Genomic DNA, 16,352 nt, shown 5'->3' on the forward strand with positions numbered 1-16,352 from the left:
CGTTATTTTGAACTTTCTTCAGAAACCAGGGTAACGCGCCCGAAAGCCTTCTTACCGGCCTGGCAGACGTGAGTTGCACCCAACTTGAATACAAAGCCGCGATCCACCACCTCACCATCTATACGCACACCACCAGATGCCAGCAGATCGCGAGCGACTGCAGCGTTCTTTACCAGCCCTGCTTTATTTAGGACGGCCGAGATCGGCATATCCTCTATAGCAGCCACGGAGATCTCCGGCAGATCGTCTGGCAACTCGCCTTCCTTCATACGGTTGCCCGCAGAACAATGCGCATTGGCGGCAGCCTCTTCACCATGGAAACGGGCGACCAGCTCTTCGGCCAGCTTGATTTTGATATCACGCGGATTGGCACCCGCTTCACAATCAGCCTTCAAGCCATTGATCTCTTCCATCGAACGGAAGCTCAGCAGCTCGAAGTAGCGCCACATCAGCGAATCCGGAATCGATACCAGCTTGCTGTACATAATGCCCGGCGCTTCCTGAATACCAACGTAGTTGCCCAGCGACTTGGACATCTTCTTCACGCCATCCAGGCCTTCCAGCAGCGGCATGGTCAGAATGCATTGCGGCTCCTGCCCATAAGCGCGCTGAAGCTCGCGCCCCATCAGCAGGTTGAATTTCTGATCAGTACCACCCAGTTCGACGTCAGCCTTCAAGGCCACAGAGTCGTAACCCTGCACCAGCGGGTAAAGGAATTCGTGGATGGCGATGGACTGGTTGCTTTTATAGCGCTTGTCGAAATCGTCACGCTCAAGCATACGGGCGACCGTGTACTGCGAAGACAATCGAATGAAGTCAGCCGGGCTCAGCTTGTCCATCCAGGTGGAGTTGAACGCCACCTCGGTTTTGGCCGGATCGAGAATCTTGAAAACCTGAGACTTGTAGGTTTCGGCGTAGTCGAGAACCTGCTCACGAGTGAGCGGCGGACGCGTGGCGCTTTTGCCGCTCGGGTCGCCGATCATGCCGGTGAAATCACCGATCAGGAAGATGATCTGATGCCCCAGATCCTGAAACTGGCGCAGCTTATTAATAAGCACCGTGTGCCCAAGGTGCAGATCGGGCGCTGTCGGGTCGAAACCAGCCTTGATACGCAGTGGCTGGCCACGCTTCAGCTTCTCGACCAGTTCGGCCTCGACCAGGAGTTCATCTGCACCGCGCTTGATCAGCGCCAGCTGCTCTTCAACCGACTTCATTTCAGCCCCCAATTCAAAGGGAACCAACCTTACAAGATCAGAGCCCAATTACAAGTTTTGCCCAGCGTTCGCCTGCGAATCAGTGACTGATACGCGGGAAGGGTTGCTTCGAGCAGGTTTTGGTTATATTTTATACAGTTATTTCATCTTCATCATGTCATTCATCTTTTCCATTTCACCTTTTTCAAAGTCAAATTACCTATGAAAGACACACCGCCTAAAGCGCCCCCGCTTTATCCGAAGAGTCACCTGCTCGCTGCAAGCGGCATTGCCGCATTGTTGAGCCTGGCTCTCCTGGTTTTCCCTTCCAGCGAAGTTGAAGCCAAACGAACGAACCTTTCCCTTGATCTGGAGATGCTGGAGATGCTGGAGATGCCGGATCAGGACGTACAAGACCAAGACGCTCCAGACGCTGCTCAAGCCACACCTGAAACCACTGAATCGCCATTTGCCCAGATCGACAATGCCGATGACCAGGCTCAAGACACCGCCACAGCACAGTCTGACGCAGAAAAGCCGGCACCAGCCAAAGACCCTAACCATCGGGAAGTGATCGTCAGCAAGGGCGACACGCTTTCGACTCTGTTCGAAAAAGTCGGGCTGCCAGCCGCTACCGTTCATGAAGTACTGGCCAGCGACAAGCAGGCCAAACAGTTCACCAAGCTGCAGAACGGGCAAACCCTGCAGTTCGAACTATCGCCGGACGGCCAGCTCAAGCAACTGCATACCAAACTCAGCGAGCTCGAGACCATCAGCCTGTCGAAATCGGCTTCCGGCTTCGTTTTCAATCGCGAGATCAGCAAGCCCAATGTGCGCAATGCGTATGTGCATGGCGTGATCAACAGCTCACTTTCGCAATCCGCGCAGCGCGCTGGCCTGACTCATAGCATGACAATGGACATGGCCAACATCTTCGGCTACGACATCGACTTCGCGCAGGACATCCGCAAGGGTGACGAGTTTGACGTGGTGTATGAGCAGAAAGTGGTCAACGGCAAAAGCGTCGGCACAGGCAATATCCTGTCCGCTCGCTTTACAAACCGCGGCAAGACCTACACCGCCGTTCGTTACACCAACAAGCAAGGCAATACCAATTACTACACGGCCGACGGCAACAGCATGCGCAAGGCATTCATCCGCACCCCGGTAGACTTTGCCCGCATCAGCTCCATGTTTTCGATGGGTCGCAAACACCCTATCCTCAACAAGATCCGTGCGCACAAGGGCGTCGACTACGCGGCGCCACGCGGTACGCCGATCAAGGCAACCGGCGACGGCAAGGTTCTGCTCGCTGGCCGTCGCGGCGGTTACGGCAATACCGTCATCATCCAGCACGGCGATACCTACCGCACGCTGTACGGTCATATGCAAGGCTTTGCCAAAGGCATACAAACCGGCGGAACCGTTAAACAGGGCCAGGTAATCGGCTATATTGGAACTACCGGCTTGTCTACCGGCCCGCACTTGCACTATGAGTTTCAGGTCAATGGCGTTCACGTAGACCCGCTGGGCCAGAAGCTTCCGATGGCGGATCCGATCGCCAAATCCGAAAAACAGCGGTTCATGCAACAAAGCCAGCCGTTGATGGCGCGCATGGATCAGGAAAAGGCCACCACGCTGGCCTCGAATAAAAGGTAATCCATGGACTTCTTCTATATAGGTGTGATGTCCGGCAGCAGTCTCGATGGGATTGATATCGCCCTTTTGAAGCAGGATGACCGCTCAAGGCTTCTGGCTACTCACTACATCCCGATGCCGGAAGATCTGCATGCCGAACTGCTGGGGCTTTGCTCCAGTGGCGTCGATGAGCTTGCACGTGCAGCAATCGCCGAGCAGAAATGGTGCAGGCTGGTCGCACAGGGCGTGCAGACCTTGCTGGAAGATCAAAACATGGTGCCTGCTCAGATTCGCGCCATTGGCAGCCACGGCCAGACTATTCGTCATGAACCTGCTCGCGGCTACAGCATTCAGATCGGCAACCCGGCGCTGCTGGCAGAGCTGACAGAAATCACCGTGGTAAGCGATTTTCGTCGTCGCGACATCGCCGCAGGCGGACAGGGTGCGCCGCTCGTGCCCGCCTTCCACGAAGCACTGTTCGACGATAACAAAGACCACCGCGCTGTATTGAACATCGGCGGCTTCAGCAATCTGAGCCTGATCGAATCCGATCGTCCGGTCGAAGGCTTCGATTGCGGCCCAGGCAACGTACTGCTGGATGCCTGGATACAATCCCAGCGCCATGAAAGCTACGACAAGGACGGGGCATGGGCGGCGAGCGGCGAGGTTGATCAAGCGCTTCTCAAGAAACTGCTCAGCGATCAGTTTTTCCTGACCAAAGGCCCAAAAAGCACCGGTCGGGAAGTGTTCAACCTGGGTTGGGTGCACCATCATCTGTTCCAGCTGCCAACGTTGACACCTGAAGACGTGCAAGCCACGCTGCTGGAACTGACTGCATTGACCATCACAGAGTCCCTGCAATCGGCACAAGCGATCACCAAGGAGCTTCTGGTCTGTGGCGGCGGCGCACATAACAAGGCGCTGATGAAACGCCTTGCAGAGCTATTGCCTGACACCGAGGTCAGCAGTACCGAGAAGTTCGGCGTGGACCCTGACTGGGTTGAGGCCATGGCATTTGCCTGGCTGGCTCATTGCTGCCTCGAAGGCGTACCGGCCAACCGCCCAACGGTAACCGGCGCTAAAGGCAGACGTGTTCTGGGCGCGATCTACCCCGCCTGACCTTGTGCCTGAACGCAAAACGCCGCTCAATGAGCGGCGTTTTTGTTTACAACAAGCTTCAATCAGATCGAGAACGACGAGCCACAACCACAGGTCGTGGAAGCATTCGGGTTTTTGATCACGAATCGCGAACCCTCAAGTCCTTCCTGATAATCGACCTCTGCGCCAGCCAGGTACTGGAAGCTCATCGGATCGACAACCAGACTTACGCCCTCGCGCTCGACGATAGTGTCATCGTCGGCCACGTCTTCATCAAACGTAAAGCCATACTGAAAACCTGAACAACCGCCACCTGTAACGAATACACGCAGTTTGAGACGATCATTGCCCTCTTCGTCGACCAGGGTTTTCACCTTGTGCGCTGCATTCGGAGTGAACTCCAAAGCGGTAGGCGTGAAGGATTCGACACTCATGTCAGATATCTCCCGGCGTTAGCCGTCGTAATGCGTAATGACGGCATTATCCGCTTCTCCTAGAAAATCGGTCAACTATTTGCTGGACGGCGGCAGTGCTTACGGCATCATGCCCGCGTGAGACAAACCGGCGCGCTCATCAAGACCAAACAGGATGTTCATATTCTGAACCGCCTGACCTGACGCGCCTTTGACCAGATTGTCGATAACCGACAGCACGACAACCAGATCGCCGCCCTGCGGACGGTGTACCGCGATGCGGCAAACGTTGGCTCCGCGCACACTGCGGGTCTCGGGATGGCTGCCAGCGGGCATTACATCCACAAAAGGCTCGTCGGCGTAGCGCTTCTCGAACAGCGCTTGCAGGTCCACCGAACGATCAGCGACTGTCGCATAGAGGGTGGAATGAATGCCACGAATCATCGGCACCAGATGCGGAACAAACGTCAGGCCGATATCACCGCCCGCAGCGCGACGCAGGCCCTGAGTGATTTCAGGCAGGTGACGATGGCCCTTCACGGCGTAGGCCTTGAAGCTTTCATTGGCTTCCGAATACAGAGAACCAATGCTCAGGCCACGTCCGGCACCGCTCACGCCGGATTTGCAGTCGGCAATAAGGCGAGTGTTGTCGGCAATGCCCGCCTCAAGCAACGGCAGGAAACCCAATTGTGTAGCTGTCGGATAGCAACCCGGCACGGCGATGAGCCGAGCATTCTTGATCTGTTCGCGATTGACTTCCGGCAACCCGTAAACCGCATCCTGCAGCAGCTGCGGAGCACCGTGCGGCTGGCCGTACCACTTGGCCCACTCGACCGGGTCCTGCAGACGGAAGTCGGCAGACAGGTCGATCACCTTGGTGCCTGCCGCAAGCAGTTCACCGGCCAGTGCATGAGCAACACCGTGGGGCGTGGCGAAGAACACCACGTCACAGGCACCCAGGGTTTTCACGTCAGGTACGCTGAAAGCCAGGCCGTCGTAGTGCCCGCGCAGGTTCGGGTACATCTCGGCGACTGGCATGCCGGCCTCCGAGCGCGAGGTAATGACCACTACTTCTGCCTGCGGATGCTGTGCCAACAGACGCAGCAGCTCGACCCCGGTGTAACCCGTGCCGCCGACAATACCGACCTTGACCATAACCTGCCCTCAACGAAACAACTGGAAAGCGGTCGATAATAGGAGCCTATCGCCTCTGCGACAACCGACAACGTGACGTACGGACGCACAAGACACTACTATTCGGCCACCGTGAACCTGGGAATAATCAAAAATGCTCTATCTATGGGTCAAAGCGCTGCATGTCATTTCAATGGTCTGCTGGTTTGCAGCCCTGTTCTATCTACCAAGACTGTTCGTCTATCACTCGATGAGTGAGGACACGGTCAGCCGCGAGCGCTTCATGGTGATGGAACGCAAGCTCTACCGAGGCATCATGACCCCGGCGATGATCGCAACGCTGGTCTTCGGCGGCTGGCTGATCAGCTTTGACGTCAGCGACTATTTCAGTCAGGGCTGGATGCACGCCAAGCTCGCACTGGTTGTCCTGCTGATCGGCTATCACCACGTCTGCGGCGCACAGATGAAACGCTTTGCCCGTGGTGAAAATGGCCGCAGCCATGTGTTTTATCGCTGGTTCAACGAGATTCCTGTGCTGATCCTGATCGCTATCGTCATTCTGGTCATCGTCAAACCCTTCTGACCGGAAAGCATTCGGCCTCTCCAGTAACACACCAGGGCGCTCGGCTTTACGCAATGTGTAACGCAAGCGCCCGGTACTGTCCCCAACCACAAGACAAGGAAGCCCTGTATGGCCGATTCCCTCTTCAAGATTATATTTGAAGGACAGGTGCGTGAAGGCGTCGAGCTTGATACCGCGAAGGCCAACCTTGCGGGGTTGTTCAAAAGTGAAGCTCGCGCAGTGCAAAAGTTGTTCAACGGCCAGCCCGTTGCGCTCAAGCGCGGGCTGACCCATGCGGATGCTGAGCGCTACCTGAAGGCACTTAATGACGCAGGCGTCGAAGCACGCATCGAACCTGACAGCGACATCAGCCTGAGTCTCAATGAAACAGCCAGCGCGACGCCACAAAAACCCGCGCTTCTGGAAATATCGCCCTATGCGCCGCCCAAAGCACAGGTTGGCGGTGATCAGCCAGAGCATTCGACTCTAAAAGTCCTGAGCATAAACGGGCGCATCGGGCGTTTGCGCTATCTGGCCTGGAGCCTGGTATTGAGCGCAGCGGCACTGGCGCTGGTTGCCGTGTGCCTGCTGACGATGAACGAGTCACTGGTCGCTGGCGGGCTGCTGAGCGCAGTGGTGCTCGTGGTGTTTGCAGTCATCGGTGCACAGATCGGTATACAACGGCTGCACGACCTGGGCTGGTCGGGCTGGCTTTTACTGCTGACGATGGTGCCCTTCATAGGCAGCGTCTTCCCGTTCCTCATGGTCCTGCTGCCGGGTACAAAAGGCCCCAATCAGTTCGGCCCACCGCCACCGCCGAACTCGAAAGGCGTAAAGACGCTGGCCGTTCTGTGGTTGTTGCTGCTACCGATTATTCTGATCGGCCTCACTGCCGGAGGCGCAGGCATGCTGCGCGACGAGCTGGAATTGCAGACCGACGAGTACGAGCAATCCCTCCCGTACGACGATGAACAAGACCAGGACAGTGCCTTGATCGTGCCGGTGGATGTCAACAAAGAGCTCAAAGAAACATAGTGACACGTAATAGACTGCTCACGGTTCGGCAGACTGCCGGGCGCAATATGCTCAATGGAGAAATGCATGACCCGTTACGCCCTGATCACCGGCGCGTCCAGCGGCATAGGCCTGGCGATGGCCGAAGCGCTGGCACGCCGTGGTCGCAGCCTGATTCTGGTCGCCCGTCAGCGCGACCTGCTGGAAACAATTGCACTGGAATTGACTCAGCGTTTTGGCGTGGAAGTGCTGTTTCGTGCATGCGACCTGGGCGAACCGCTGCGACTCTCGGGCTTCCTGCTGGAGCTGGAAGACGGCGCGCATCAGATTGACCTGCTGGTCAATGCAGCGGGCATCGGCACGTGCGGACCTTTTCTGGCGCAGGACTGGAGCGCCGAGCAGGACCTGATCGACCTGAACATCCTCGCTCTGACGCGCCTGTGCCATACGGTCGGCAACCTCATGGCCATTCAGGGCGGTGGGCAGATACTCAATGTCGCCTCGGTGGCGGCTTTCCAGCCAGGGCCGTGGATGAGCACCTACTACGCGAGCAAAGCGTATGTGCTGCATTTTTCCGAGGGGCTGCGCGAGGAAGTGAAGAAGGCCGGGGTGAAGGTCTCGGTGTTGTGCCCCGGCCCGACCCGAACGGCTTTTTTCCGTACCGCGCAGTTGCAGGTCAATGTCGACAACCTGATGAGCCCCGAAGAAGTGGCCCTGTATACCGTTCGCGCACTGGCAAAGGACCGTGCAGTGATCATCCCCGGCTTCAGCACCCGCCTATGGACGTTCAGCCCGCGCCTGGTCTCGCGCTGGCTGGCCCGCCAGATCAGCGGCTACATCAACAGGAAGTACTGCCCACGCTGACAGACAAACGACTGGGCGAGCGGCGTCTCGCTCAGTACACTCAGGCGCACTGCTGCACAGCGATACCCTGCGACGACCATCAACCGACAAGGAGCAAACGGCTGTGGAAACTTTGTTTACCAAGATCATCAATCGGGAAATTCCGGCGAAGATCATCTACGAAGATGACCAGGTACTGGCTTTTCACGACATCGCCCCACAGGCACCCGTGCATTTTCTGGTTATCCCGAAAAAGCCCATTCGGACCCTGAACGATCTGACCGAAGAAGACAAAGGCCTGGCGGGGCATATCATGCTCACGGCGCAGCGTCTGGCCCTTGAACTGGGTTGTGAAGAAGGCTTCCGCGTGGTCATGAACTGCAATGATCTGGGCGGACAGACCGTTTATCACATTCACATGCATGTACTCGGTCAGCGTCAGATGAACTGGCCGCCGGGCTGATCCCGCGTTTCCGGGCTTTGCAGCCGGTCAGCGGCCGTTATGTTCGCTGGCCGGTCGACACAAGCCCCTGCTGCCTGCGGCCGATTCGGGTAAACTGCCCACATGATCTTCCGGAGGTGCCCATGGCTACCGAACGTCACTATTCCCCCCTCGACCGTCTTTTACTGCAAGCCGATAGCGCAATGCGCACATTGCTGCCATTGAGCGCACATCCGCAGCGCCCCTCCCCTGCGGTTGTCCAGCCCGATCACAAGATGAGCGACGTCGACACACGCCACGTTGCAGGCCTGATGCGCATCAACCATACAGGTGAAGTCTGCGCCCAGGCGCTGTACCAGGGGCAGGCGCTGACAGCAAAGCTGCCCAAGGTGCGCAAGGCGATGGAGCATGCGGCTGAAGAGGAAATCGATCACCTTGTGTGGTGCGAACAGCGCATTCATCAGCTTGGCAGCCATACCAGCGTGCTGAACCCGCTGTTCTACGGACTGTCATTCGGGATCGGTGCGGTAGCTGGCGTTATCAGCGACCGGGTCAGCCTGGGTTTCGTCGCGGCAACAGAGGATCAGGTCTGCAAGCACTTGAGTGAGCACCTTGAGCAATTGCCGAGCGAAGACGGAAAGTCGCGGGCCATTCTGGAACAGATGCTTAATGATGAAGAACGCCATGCCGAGTCAGCGCTGGAAGCAGGCGGCTTTCGCTTCCCGGCACCGGTCAAGTTTGGCATGAGCGTACTGGCCAAGGTCATGACCAAGTCGACTTATCGCATCTGACGACGCATCAGGACGGATAAGGACGAATAAAAAAGGCGCCTGCATCAGGCGCCTTTTTAATGTCCGGAATCCGGGCTTATACGGCTACGTTACGGTCGTAGAAGATTTCCAGCATTTCGTGTTTGACCTTGGCGGTCACTTGTTCGCGCTGCTCGGCAGACAAGTTGCTGGTCGCGTCGCCGAACAGGTAGTTATCCAGTTCGAACTGCTTGAGCAGCATCTTGGTGTGGAACAGGTTTTCCTGATACACGTTCACGTCGGTCATCTGGTAACCGTTGCGCGTGTCTTCGGACAGGTAATTCTGGATCGAGTTGATTTCATGATCGATGAAATGCTTCTTGCCTTCCACGTCACGGGTAAAGCCGCGCACGCGATAATCGACGGTCACGATATCCGACTCGAACTTGTGAATCAGGTAATTCAACGCCTTGAGCGGTGAAATAACGCCACAGGTCGACACATCGATATCCACGCGGAACGTGGCGATGCCATCTACCGGGTGAATTTCCGGGTAGGTATGAACCGTGATGTGGCTCTTGTCCAGGTGCGCCAGGATGGTTTCCGGCAGTGGACCCGACTCTTCGATCTGGCTTTCGGTAGGCGTCACCGGCTGCTCGGAGATCAGAATGGTCACACTGGCACCTTGTGGATCGTAATCCTGACATGCAATGTTCAGGATGTTGGCACCAATGATATCGACAACATCAGTCAGAATCCGCGTCAGGCGTTCTGCGTCGTACACACTGTTGATGTATTCGACATACGCCTGCTGGTCCTGCGGGGTTTCCGCATAGCAGATGTCATAAATGTTGAAGCTCAAGGTCTTTGTCAGGTTATTGAACCCGTGGAGCTTGAGTTTGCTTTTCACCGTTAAAAACTCTCTATATGGGTGCGGCGCCAGCCGCGTGATCAAGCATGCCCGTCAGTTGAGTCCGGCTCATCTGCGTAGGACGGTTAACACCTCTTCGCGTTGGCGATTTTGGTTGTCTGTTCGGGCCGGCAGCAGAAAACCAGTACATGCTGCGCCCTGAAAAAGTGGCGCATTATGCAGACGTCCGAAGCCGTCTGCCAGAGTGTGCGCCGTTTTTATGATCGTTGGATGTCTGGCGTTCAGGTCAACTCGACAATTTCATAATCGTGAGTGATCTCCACTCCCGCGTTTCCGAGCATTATAGAAGCAGAGCAATACTTCTCCGCCGACAGCTCGATAGCTCGATAGCTCGATAGCTCGATAGCTCGATAGCTCGATAGCCCGTGACCTGAGCTTCTTTCAGACCGCGACCCTTGACGACGAAGTGCAGATGAATTTTGGTGAACACTTTCGGATCTTCATCCGCGCGCTCGGCTTCAAGAAATGCCTCGCAGCTTTCCACTGGCTGGCGCGACTTCTTCAGGATGCTCACCACGTCAAAGTTGCTGCAGCCGCCCAGACCGATCAACACCATTTCCATCGGGCGTACACCCAGGTTGCGGCCACCGCTTTCAGGCGGGCCGTCCATCACTACTACATGACCGCTGCCGGATTCGCCGAGGAACATGGCTTCGCCAGCCCATTGAATGCGTGCCTTCATCGCCAGGACTCCACTGTAAAAAAGGGGTCGCCAGCTTAGCACAGCGCCAAACGCTGCCTGGACGCATTGGGAAAATGCTTTTTGTAGGAAACGCGTAGGAATATTCGCAAATAGCTTCCTACACGTCTGGAAAAGCTGGTGAGAATGCAGGCGCAGCCGATACCCACAGGTATGCCATTTGGCCATACACCTTATTTCGGAAGTCACGCATGGTCGCAATAACTTTTACGCCCAAAGCAAACAGTCTCGACAAGCTGCTGCCCCATGCGGAACGCCGCCGCTGCCCCGCCAAAAGCAACATCATCAATGCGGGTGATCGCTCTGAGTCGCTGTTTCTGATCTTGAAAGGCTCAGTCACGGTTCTGATCGAAGATGACGAAAGACGCGAGATGATCGTCGCCTATCTCAACAGCGGGGATTTTTTTGGTGAACTGGGTCTGTTTGAGCAGCCGGGACGCGAATCCGTGCGCAGCGCATGGGTGCGAGCCAAGACCGAATGCGAAGTGGCCGAGATTTCATACGGCGCCTTCCGCGAGCTGACCCGCCAGGAGCCGGAAATTCTCTACGCTCTGGGCAGTCAGATGGCCGAGCGCCTGCGCAACACCACACGCAAGGTCGGTGATCTGGCGTTTCTCGATGTCACCGGGCGAGTAGCTCGCACGTTGCTTGAGCTGTGCAAGCAGCCAGATGCAATGACCCACCCGGACGGGATGCAGATCAAGATTACCCGCCAGGAGATCGGACGCATCGTAGGCTGTTCAAGAGAAATGGTCGGGCGCGTGCTCAAGGCCCTGGAAGAGCAGAGCCTGGTCAACGTCAAGGGAAAAACGATGGTGGTGTACGGTACGCGCTGAACCTCTGCCAATCAGAGTTCAGCGAGTAGCTGCCGATAGGCCTGCGCCAGACGCGGCAGAACGTCGACATCCGGAAACACTTCGTGCAAGGCGATGTGGCTTTCGGCCCGAATACGTGGCTCAAGCTCACAAAGCTCGTTGAAGCGGTTGACCGCTCCCGCCATCTGTACACGTTCATCATCCAGCAGCAATGCGCCGTGGGCCAACACCACAGGACGCGTTCCGCCCTGACTCTGCCGCCAGCGCTGGGCTGTTCCGACCATCTTGCGACCATCAAGGTTGACGTTGAAGCGACCGTCACAGAATGCACCTGCCACTTCGCCCAATGAAGCCTGGCCGCCCAATTCGACCAGCAGGTCGAGCAGCGGCTGACACAAGCGCAGGTAGGCGGTTTCTATGCGGTCACGATCAACATCAGCAGCGGGCTGTGCATAGACCAGCGCGATATTCACCGTGGAAGAGGATTGTGGCACCGGCTCACCACCGGTTTCACGCAACAACACGGGCCATCCATTGTCACCCAGAGTCTCGCTGGCCTCGACAAAACCCGGCAAGCGGCTCATGCGCCGCGGCATGACCAGCGCCCGATCAGTAGGTCGCCAGAACAGCAAACCATAATCGGCAGCGCCGGAGCACACAGCCGCCAGAAGGTCCTGCTCGGCCTGCAAGCCTTGTTCGACGCAGATGTCGATGATCGAGTCTTGCATGCCGGACCTCAGCGTGGTGTTCAGTTCAGTCAGTCGATGGACGGGCCGCTCGCCGCAAGCTTGCGCTCCGGAAAGAACAGCCGCTGCAACTCGGCGCCCGGGTGTTCGGCGCGCATGAAAGCCTCGCCCACCAGGAACGAATAGACATCGTTGATTTCCATCAGCTCGACATCCGCACGATTGAGAATGCCGCTTTCGGCGATGACCAAGCGATCACGCGGGATACGCGGTAGCAACTCCAGCGTGGTTTCCAGGCTCACTTCAAAGGTGTGGAGGTTGCGATTGTTGACACCCACCAGCGGTGTATCAAGCGTCTTGAGTGCGCGCTCCAGCTCGTCGCCGTCGTGCACCTCGACCAGTACGTCCAGCCCGACACGCTTGGCAACGTCGGCCAGCTCAGCCATTTGCGCGTCTTCCAGTGCCGACACGATCAGCAGAATGCAGTCAGCGCCCAGCGCGCGAGCCTCGACCACTTGATAAGGATCGATCATGAAATCCTTGCGGATCACCGACAAATTGCACGCCGCCCGCGCTTCCTGAAGATAGGCATCGGAACCCTGAAAGAAATCGACATCAGTGAGCACTGAAAGACAGGTCGCGCCACCGGCCTGATAACTTCTGGCGATCTCGCCTGGCAGGAAGTGCTCGCGGATGACGCCCTTGCTCGGTGAAGCCTTCTTGATCTCGGCGATAACGGCGGGCTGCTTTGCCTTGGCCTGGGCGATCAACGCCTTGGCAAAGCCACGTGGCGCATCGGCCCGGGCGGCCTGTTGTTCCAGCTCGGTCAGGCTCACAATCGCACGACGAGCCGCAATTTCCTCGGCCTTTCGGACAAGAATCTTTTCCAGTACGGTTGGCACGCTCATGCTTCGTTCTCCTGTTTGAATACTGCCGTGAAGGCACCCAACTCTTCCAGCTTTTCCCGCGCAAGGCCGGTGTGCAGGGCATCGTGTGCCAAGGCCACACCCTCTTTCAGGCTGGTCGCATGATCGGCAGCATAGAGCGCGGCGCCGGCATTAAGCACGATCATTTCCGCGGCTTTCTGCCCGTTCTCGGTCTTGCGGCGCCCAAGCGCATCACGAATCAGTTCCAGCGAAACTGCCGGACTTTCCACAGCGAGGCCATACAGACTCTGGCTTTTGATGCCCAGGTCTTCGGGCTGTACCCAGTATTCAGTCACTTCGCCATTTTTCAGCTCGGCAACGAAGGTCGGCGCGGCCAGACTGAACTCGTCCAAGCCGTCCTGCGAGTGCACCACCAGCACATGCTTGCTGCCCAGACGCAGCAGCACCTCGGCCAGCGGCCGACACAACGCCTGATTGAACACACCGACGATCTGGTGACGAACGCCCGCCGGATTGGTCAGCGGGCCGAGCATATTGAACAGTGTGCGCAGCCCCAGCTCGCGGCGCGGCCCGGCTGTGTGCTTCATGGCCGTGTGATGAGACTGGGCGAACATGAAGCCGATGCCCACGCTGTCGATGCAGCGAGCCACCTGAACAGGCGTAAGGTTCAGATAAACCCCAGCGGCTTCCAGCAGGTCGGCGCTGCCGCTCTTGCCCGACACTGCGCGGTTACCGTGTTTGGCCACCGTGCAGCCAGCAGCGGCGATGACAAAAGCCGACGCCGTGGACACGTTGAAAATATTCGCGCCGTCACCGCCAGTGCCAACGATGTCTACAACGCCATCCAGTGTTTTCAGCTCGACACTGCTGGCCAGCTCACGCATGACCGAAACAGCACCGACGATCTCATCGATGGTTTCACTCTTCATGCGCATGCCCATCAGAAACGCACCGATCTGCGCTTCGGTGCATTGGCCGGTCATGATCTCGCGCATGACGTCGCGCATCTCGTCAGTGGTCAGGTCCAGCTGGTTGACCACGCGGTTCAGCGCGCTTTTGATGTTCATGGGGGTAGTCATAAAAAATCCTTAGCCCTGACGATGGCCGCCGCTCTGCTTGAGAAAGTTGGCGAACAGCTCGTGGCCCTGCTCGGTCAGAATCGACTCAGGGTGAAACTGTACCCCTTCCACGTTCAACGTTTTGTGACGCAGGCCCATTATCTCATCAACCGAGCCGTCTTCCAGCGCAGTCCAGGCGGTCACTTCCAGGCACTCGGGCAAGGTATCGCTTTTTACCACCAGCGAGTGGTAGCGGGTTACCACCAGTGGATGATTAAGGCCTTCGAACACACCGCCGTCCTGATGCACCACCGGGCTGGTTTTGCCGTGCATCACCTGACGCGCACGCACCACATCGCCACCAAAGGCCTGTCCGATGGACTGATGCCCCAGGCACACACCCAGAATCGGCAGTTTGCCCGCGAAATGTTTGATCACTTCAAGCGAGACACCGGCTTCATTGGGTGTGCACGGGCCAGGCGAGACCACGATGCGCTCAGGGTTCAGGGCTTCGATCTGTTCAATGGTCAGTTCGTCGTTACGAATGACTTTGACATCGGCCCCCAGCTCACCGAGGTACTGCACGACGTTGTAGGTGAACGAATCGTAGTTATCGATCATCAGCAGCATTTTGCTATCAACCTTTTGATTTACTGACTTGATTCAGCCCTTCCGGATTCCACTTCGCCCATGCGTCCCCTCTTCAGCCACAACGCTGGGGGTGACAGAGGCAAAGGCATCACATATCGAAGGCATACAGGTCCGGGTCCGGCAGGGCCGGCAGGAAATAGTCAGGCGCGCCAACGCCAACGGGCGTGAGCCTTGATAACGCGCATCAAGAGTTTGCTGACAGTCGTCACGGAAGGGGTCTCATCGGTACGTTTCGGGACATTAGCGTACCGAACCGACCGGTGCAATATGAATGTACCGGGCTGCGCCGATTGAAAAGCGGTTAAAGGCTGAAAAGAGGGCCGCGCCTCCTTGTGGAGGCGGGATTTAGGCAGGGGCACGATGGCCGAGGGTGGGGAGCCGAGAGGAACATCAGTGCGCAATCTCGCGCACGTAGGCTTGGCAGGCCTTCAAAGCGATCAATCCCTGATCGCCGTAGTCGGTGATGGCGACAATTCGTCCAGCAGCCGCTGGGTCAAGTTCGCCTCGTGGGCCTCCATGAACCACGCCGCCGGAACCGGAGGCGGTTGGCATTCCATCGCCAGCGGTGGGGCTGGCAAGGAGGACTGACAGCCGCAGATCAGCGGTAGCCAGACGATCACGCAAGCGAGCCTGAGAAGTCTGTGCATCGCTCAGTTCCTTATGAATGGTTGTATCGTTATCTTGCAGACGGAGTTCCAGCGCCCGCCTTCGCGCTTGTTCAGCGTTCTGCCAGTCGACGACCGCCAGCGCCGCCTGTTCGCGCTCTTGCTGCCACGTCAGCTGTTGCGCGGACAGTTGCAGGCCATAGCGGGCCGCCTGCAATTTCCAGGCGGCCCATGTACCCACCCCTGACCCCAGCACGAATGCGAGGATCAGGAATCGCATCTCCAGCACTTTCACGGCAGCACCTCCAATGCCCGCTGGTAAAGCGCCTGCCGATCTGCCAGGCCATTGGTGCCTCCGTTGATACGCCGGGTGATCATCAGAAAATCCCCCTTGTCCGCCAGCATGTTGAGGTTGGCCCTATCCCAGAACCACGCCGCCGACATGGCGGCATGCTCCGGCTTTTCAAGCAGTTGCGGCTGGCGCAACAAGTCCAGCCCCAGCGCCTCCCCGCACGCTTCATAGTTGGCCCGCCCCGTCACCTGAATCAGCCCACGGCCCTGGTACAGTTGACCGTCGCCATCTGCCTCTGGCGTGTTGCCCAGACGCAGCGCCAACTGCCCGGTGTCGTACTTGCCCAGATAGCTGTCGCTACCCAGCTCGCGCACATAACGGAGCTGCCCGGATTCATGCCCGATCTGAGCGATGAACCCAGCGATACGCAGGCGGGTGTTGATGGTGTAGCGGGTCATGGCGATGTTGAGAGCAGGAACAAAAACGCCGGTTTTAGGGCCGGCGTTGGGGAGGATTTGCAGTAGTTGTTGCTGGTTGATAGGCATGGTTACTCCTGCCTTGCTTATGAAGCTCGTCAGTGTCCCCAATCGACGAAGCTCTCGTGACTCAAAAGCGACGCGCATTAGGGAGACGCTGAACAA

At 57.5% G+C, this 16,352-nt stretch carries 18 protein-coding genes and 1 pseudogene; 8 read left to right on the plus strand and 11 right to left on the minus strand.

Going from position 1 to position 16,352, the window contains the following annotated elements:
• Positions 1–2 precede the first annotated feature (2 nt).
• Positions 3–1,214, minus strand: coding sequence for a tyrosine--tRNA ligase (gene tyrS, locus ALO64_RS20190; RefSeq protein WP_044343496.1), 1,212 nt, complete (start codon positions 1,212–1,214; stop codon positions 3–5).
• Positions 1,215–1,415: 201 nt separating this feature from the next.
• Between tyrS and ALO64_RS20195 the strand changes: the two genes are divergently transcribed.
• Both ALO64_RS20195 and ALO64_RS20200 read left to right on the plus strand, forming a co-directional pair.
• Positions 1,416–2,852 carry a peptidoglycan DD-metalloendopeptidase family protein gene (locus ALO64_RS20195; protein ID WP_044343494.1) on the plus strand — a complete coding sequence of 479 codons (1,437 nt, stop codon included), beginning with the start codon at positions 1,416–1,418 and terminating at the stop codon, positions 2,850–2,852.
• A gap of 3 nt (positions 2,853–2,855) precedes the next feature.
• The gene (locus ALO64_RS20200; RefSeq protein ID WP_002551954.1) at positions 2,856–3,950 is read left to right on the plus strand and encodes an anhydro-N-acetylmuramic acid kinase; all 1,095 of its coding nucleotides are present in this window, start codon (positions 2,856–2,858) and stop codon (positions 3,948–3,950) included.
• Between the two features lie 62 nt (positions 3,951–4,012).
• Here ALO64_RS20200 and erpA read toward each other — a convergent pair whose 3' ends face one another.
• Positions 4,013–4,363 (minus strand): iron-sulfur cluster insertion protein ErpA, encoded by a 351-nt coding sequence (erpA, locus tag ALO64_RS20205; protein WP_002551953.1) that lies wholly within the window; start codon positions 4,361–4,363, stop codon positions 4,013–4,015.
• A gap of 99 nt (positions 4,364–4,462) precedes the next feature.
• Positions 4,463–5,497, minus strand: coding sequence for an N-acetyl-gamma-glutamyl-phosphate reductase (argC, locus tag ALO64_RS20210; protein ID WP_004663836.1), 1,035 nt, complete (start codon positions 5,495–5,497; stop codon positions 4,463–4,465).
• Positions 5,498–5,630: 133 nt separating this feature from the next.
• On the opposite strand from argC, the gene hemJ reads away from it, so the two are divergent.
• The 5 genes from hemJ to coq7 all read left to right on the plus strand — a co-directional run bounded on the left by hemJ (position 5,631) and on the right by coq7 (position 9,128).
• Positions 5,631–6,059: a protoporphyrinogen oxidase HemJ gene (gene hemJ, locus ALO64_RS20215; protein ID WP_044343493.1), complete on the plus strand. Its 429-nt coding sequence runs from the start codon at positions 5,631–5,633 to the stop codon at positions 6,057–6,059.
• A 108-nt stretch (positions 6,060–6,167) separates the two neighbouring features.
• Positions 6,168–7,073, plus strand: a complete 906-nt coding sequence (locus ALO64_RS20220) for a DUF805 domain-containing protein (RefSeq protein WP_044343492.1) — start codon at positions 6,168–6,170, stop codon at positions 7,071–7,073.
• Positions 7,074–7,139: 66 nt separating this feature from the next.
• On the plus strand, positions 7,140–7,916 hold the full coding sequence (locus ALO64_RS20225) for an SDR family NAD(P)-dependent oxidoreductase (protein ID WP_002551949.1): 777 nt from the start codon (positions 7,140–7,142) through the stop codon (positions 7,914–7,916).
• 103 nt (positions 7,917–8,019) lie between these two features.
• Positions 8,020–8,358 (plus strand): histidine triad nucleotide-binding protein, encoded by a 339-nt coding sequence (locus ALO64_RS20230; RefSeq protein ID WP_044343491.1) that lies wholly within the window; start codon positions 8,020–8,022, stop codon positions 8,356–8,358.
• 122 nt (positions 8,359–8,480) lie between these two features.
• Positions 8,481–9,128 carry a 2-polyprenyl-3-methyl-6-methoxy-1,4-benzoquinone monooxygenase gene (coq7, locus tag ALO64_RS20235; protein ID WP_044343490.1) on the plus strand — a complete coding sequence of 216 codons (648 nt, stop codon included), beginning with the start codon at positions 8,481–8,483 and terminating at the stop codon, positions 9,126–9,128.
• Between the two features lie 76 nt (positions 9,129–9,204).
• Here the strand turns inward: coq7 and speD are convergent, their stop codons facing one another.
• Complete coding sequence (speD, locus tag ALO64_RS20240; protein WP_044343489.1) at positions 9,205–9,996, minus strand: adenosylmethionine decarboxylase; 792 nt, start codon at positions 9,994–9,996, stop codon at positions 9,205–9,207.
• Positions 9,997–10,238: 242 nt separating this feature from the next.
• Positions 10,239–10,699, minus strand: a pseudogene (locus ALO64_RS20245) (OsmC family protein).
• Between the two features lie 209 nt (positions 10,700–10,908).
• On the opposite strand from ALO64_RS20245, the gene crp reads away from it, so the two are divergent.
• Positions 10,909–11,553: a cAMP-activated global transcriptional regulator CRP gene (gene crp / locus ALO64_RS20250; protein ID WP_005743964.1), complete on the plus strand. Its 645-nt coding sequence runs from the start codon at positions 10,909–10,911 to the stop codon at positions 11,551–11,553.
• An 11-nt stretch (positions 11,554–11,564) separates the two neighbouring features.
• On the opposite strand, the gene ALO64_RS20255 is transcribed toward crp, so the two are convergent.
• The 6 genes from ALO64_RS20255 to ALO64_RS20280 all read right to left on the minus strand — a co-directional run bounded on the left by ALO64_RS20255 (position 11,565) and on the right by ALO64_RS20280 (position 16,256).
• On the minus strand, positions 11,565–12,260 hold the full coding sequence (locus ALO64_RS20255) for a lipoyl protein ligase domain-containing protein (protein ID WP_044343488.1): 696 nt from the start codon (positions 12,258–12,260) through the stop codon (positions 11,565–11,567).
• Positions 12,261–12,289: 29 nt separating this feature from the next.
• On the minus strand, positions 12,290–13,126 hold the full coding sequence (gene trpC / locus ALO64_RS20260) for an indole-3-glycerol phosphate synthase TrpC (protein WP_044343487.1): 837 nt from the start codon (positions 13,124–13,126) through the stop codon (positions 12,290–12,292).
• Complete coding sequence (gene trpD, locus ALO64_RS20265) at positions 13,123–14,172, minus strand: anthranilate phosphoribosyltransferase (protein WP_004663830.1); 1,050 nt, start codon at positions 14,170–14,172, stop codon at positions 13,123–13,125. Before trpD ends, trpC begins: the two co-directional genes overlap by 4 nt.
• A 21-nt stretch (positions 14,173–14,193) precedes the next feature.
• Positions 14,194–14,793: an aminodeoxychorismate/anthranilate synthase component II gene (locus ALO64_RS20270; protein ID WP_002551940.1), complete on the minus strand. Its 600-nt coding sequence runs from the start codon at positions 14,791–14,793 to the stop codon at positions 14,194–14,196.
• Positions 14,794–15,204: 411 nt separating this feature from the next.
• A complete protein-coding gene (locus ALO64_RS20275; RefSeq protein ID WP_044343486.1) occupies positions 15,205–15,714 on the minus strand; it encodes a lysis system i-spanin subunit Rz in 510 nt (169 codons plus the stop codon).
• Positions 15,711–16,256, minus strand: a complete 546-nt coding sequence (locus ALO64_RS20280) for a glycoside hydrolase family 19 protein (RefSeq protein ID WP_044343485.1) — start codon at positions 16,254–16,256, stop codon at positions 15,711–15,713. The genes ALO64_RS20275 and ALO64_RS20280 overlap by 4 nt, the downstream gene beginning before the upstream one ends.
• Between the last annotated feature and the right edge of the window lie 96 nt (positions 16,257–16,352).

It is taken from the genome of Pseudomonas meliae, from assembly GCF_001400515.1.
GTDB lineage: Bacteria > Pseudomonadota > Gammaproteobacteria > Pseudomonadales > Pseudomonadaceae > Aquipseudomonas > Aquipseudomonas amygdali.

Coding starts and splice junctions, on each gene's coding strand:
- tyrS (WP_044343496.1), bottom strand. CDS start 1,214: ATGAAGTCGGTTGAAGAGCAGCTGGCGCTGATCAAGCGCGGTGCAGAT.
- ALO64_RS20195 (WP_044343494.1), top strand. CDS start 1,416: ATGAAAGACACACCGCCTAAAGCGCCCCCGCTTTATCCGAAGAGTCAC.
- ALO64_RS20200 (WP_002551954.1), top strand. CDS start 2,856: ATGGACTTCTTCTATATAGGTGTGATGTCCGGCAGCAGTCTCGATGGG.
- erpA (WP_002551953.1), bottom strand. CDS start 4,363: ATGAGTGTCGAATCCTTCACGCCTACCGCTTTGGAGTTCACTCCGAAT.
- argC (WP_004663836.1), bottom strand. CDS start 5,497: ATGGTCAAGGTCGGTATTGTCGGCGGCACGGGTTACACCGGGGTCGAG.
- hemJ (WP_044343493.1), top strand. CDS start 5,631: ATGCTCTATCTATGGGTCAAAGCGCTGCATGTCATTTCAATGGTCTGC.
- ALO64_RS20220 (WP_044343492.1), top strand. CDS start 6,168: ATGGCCGATTCCCTCTTCAAGATTATATTTGAAGGACAGGTGCGTGAA.
- ALO64_RS20225 (WP_002551949.1), top strand. CDS start 7,140: ATGACCCGTTACGCCCTGATCACCGGCGCGTCCAGCGGCATAGGCCTG.
- coq7 (WP_044343490.1), top strand. CDS start 8,481: ATGGCTACCGAACGTCACTATTCCCCCCTCGACCGTCTTTTACTGCAA.
- crp (WP_005743964.1), top strand. CDS start 10,909: ATGGTCGCAATAACTTTTACGCCCAAAGCAAACAGTCTCGACAAGCTG.
- ALO64_RS20255 (WP_044343488.1), bottom strand. CDS start 12,260: ATGCAAGACTCGATCATCGACATCTGCGTCGAACAAGGCTTGCAGGCC.
- trpC (WP_044343487.1), bottom strand. CDS start 13,126: ATGAGCGTGCCAACCGTACTGGAAAAGATTCTTGTCCGAAAGGCCGAG.
- trpD (WP_004663830.1), bottom strand. CDS start 14,172: ATGAACATCAAAAGCGCGCTGAACCGCGTGGTCAACCAGCTGGACCTG.
- ALO64_RS20270 (WP_002551940.1), bottom strand. CDS start 14,793: ATGCTGCTGATGATCGATAACTACGATTCGTTCACCTACAACGTCGTG.
- ALO64_RS20280 (WP_044343485.1), bottom strand. CDS start 16,256: ATGCCTATCAACCAGCAACAACTACTGCAAATCCTCCCCAACGCCGGC.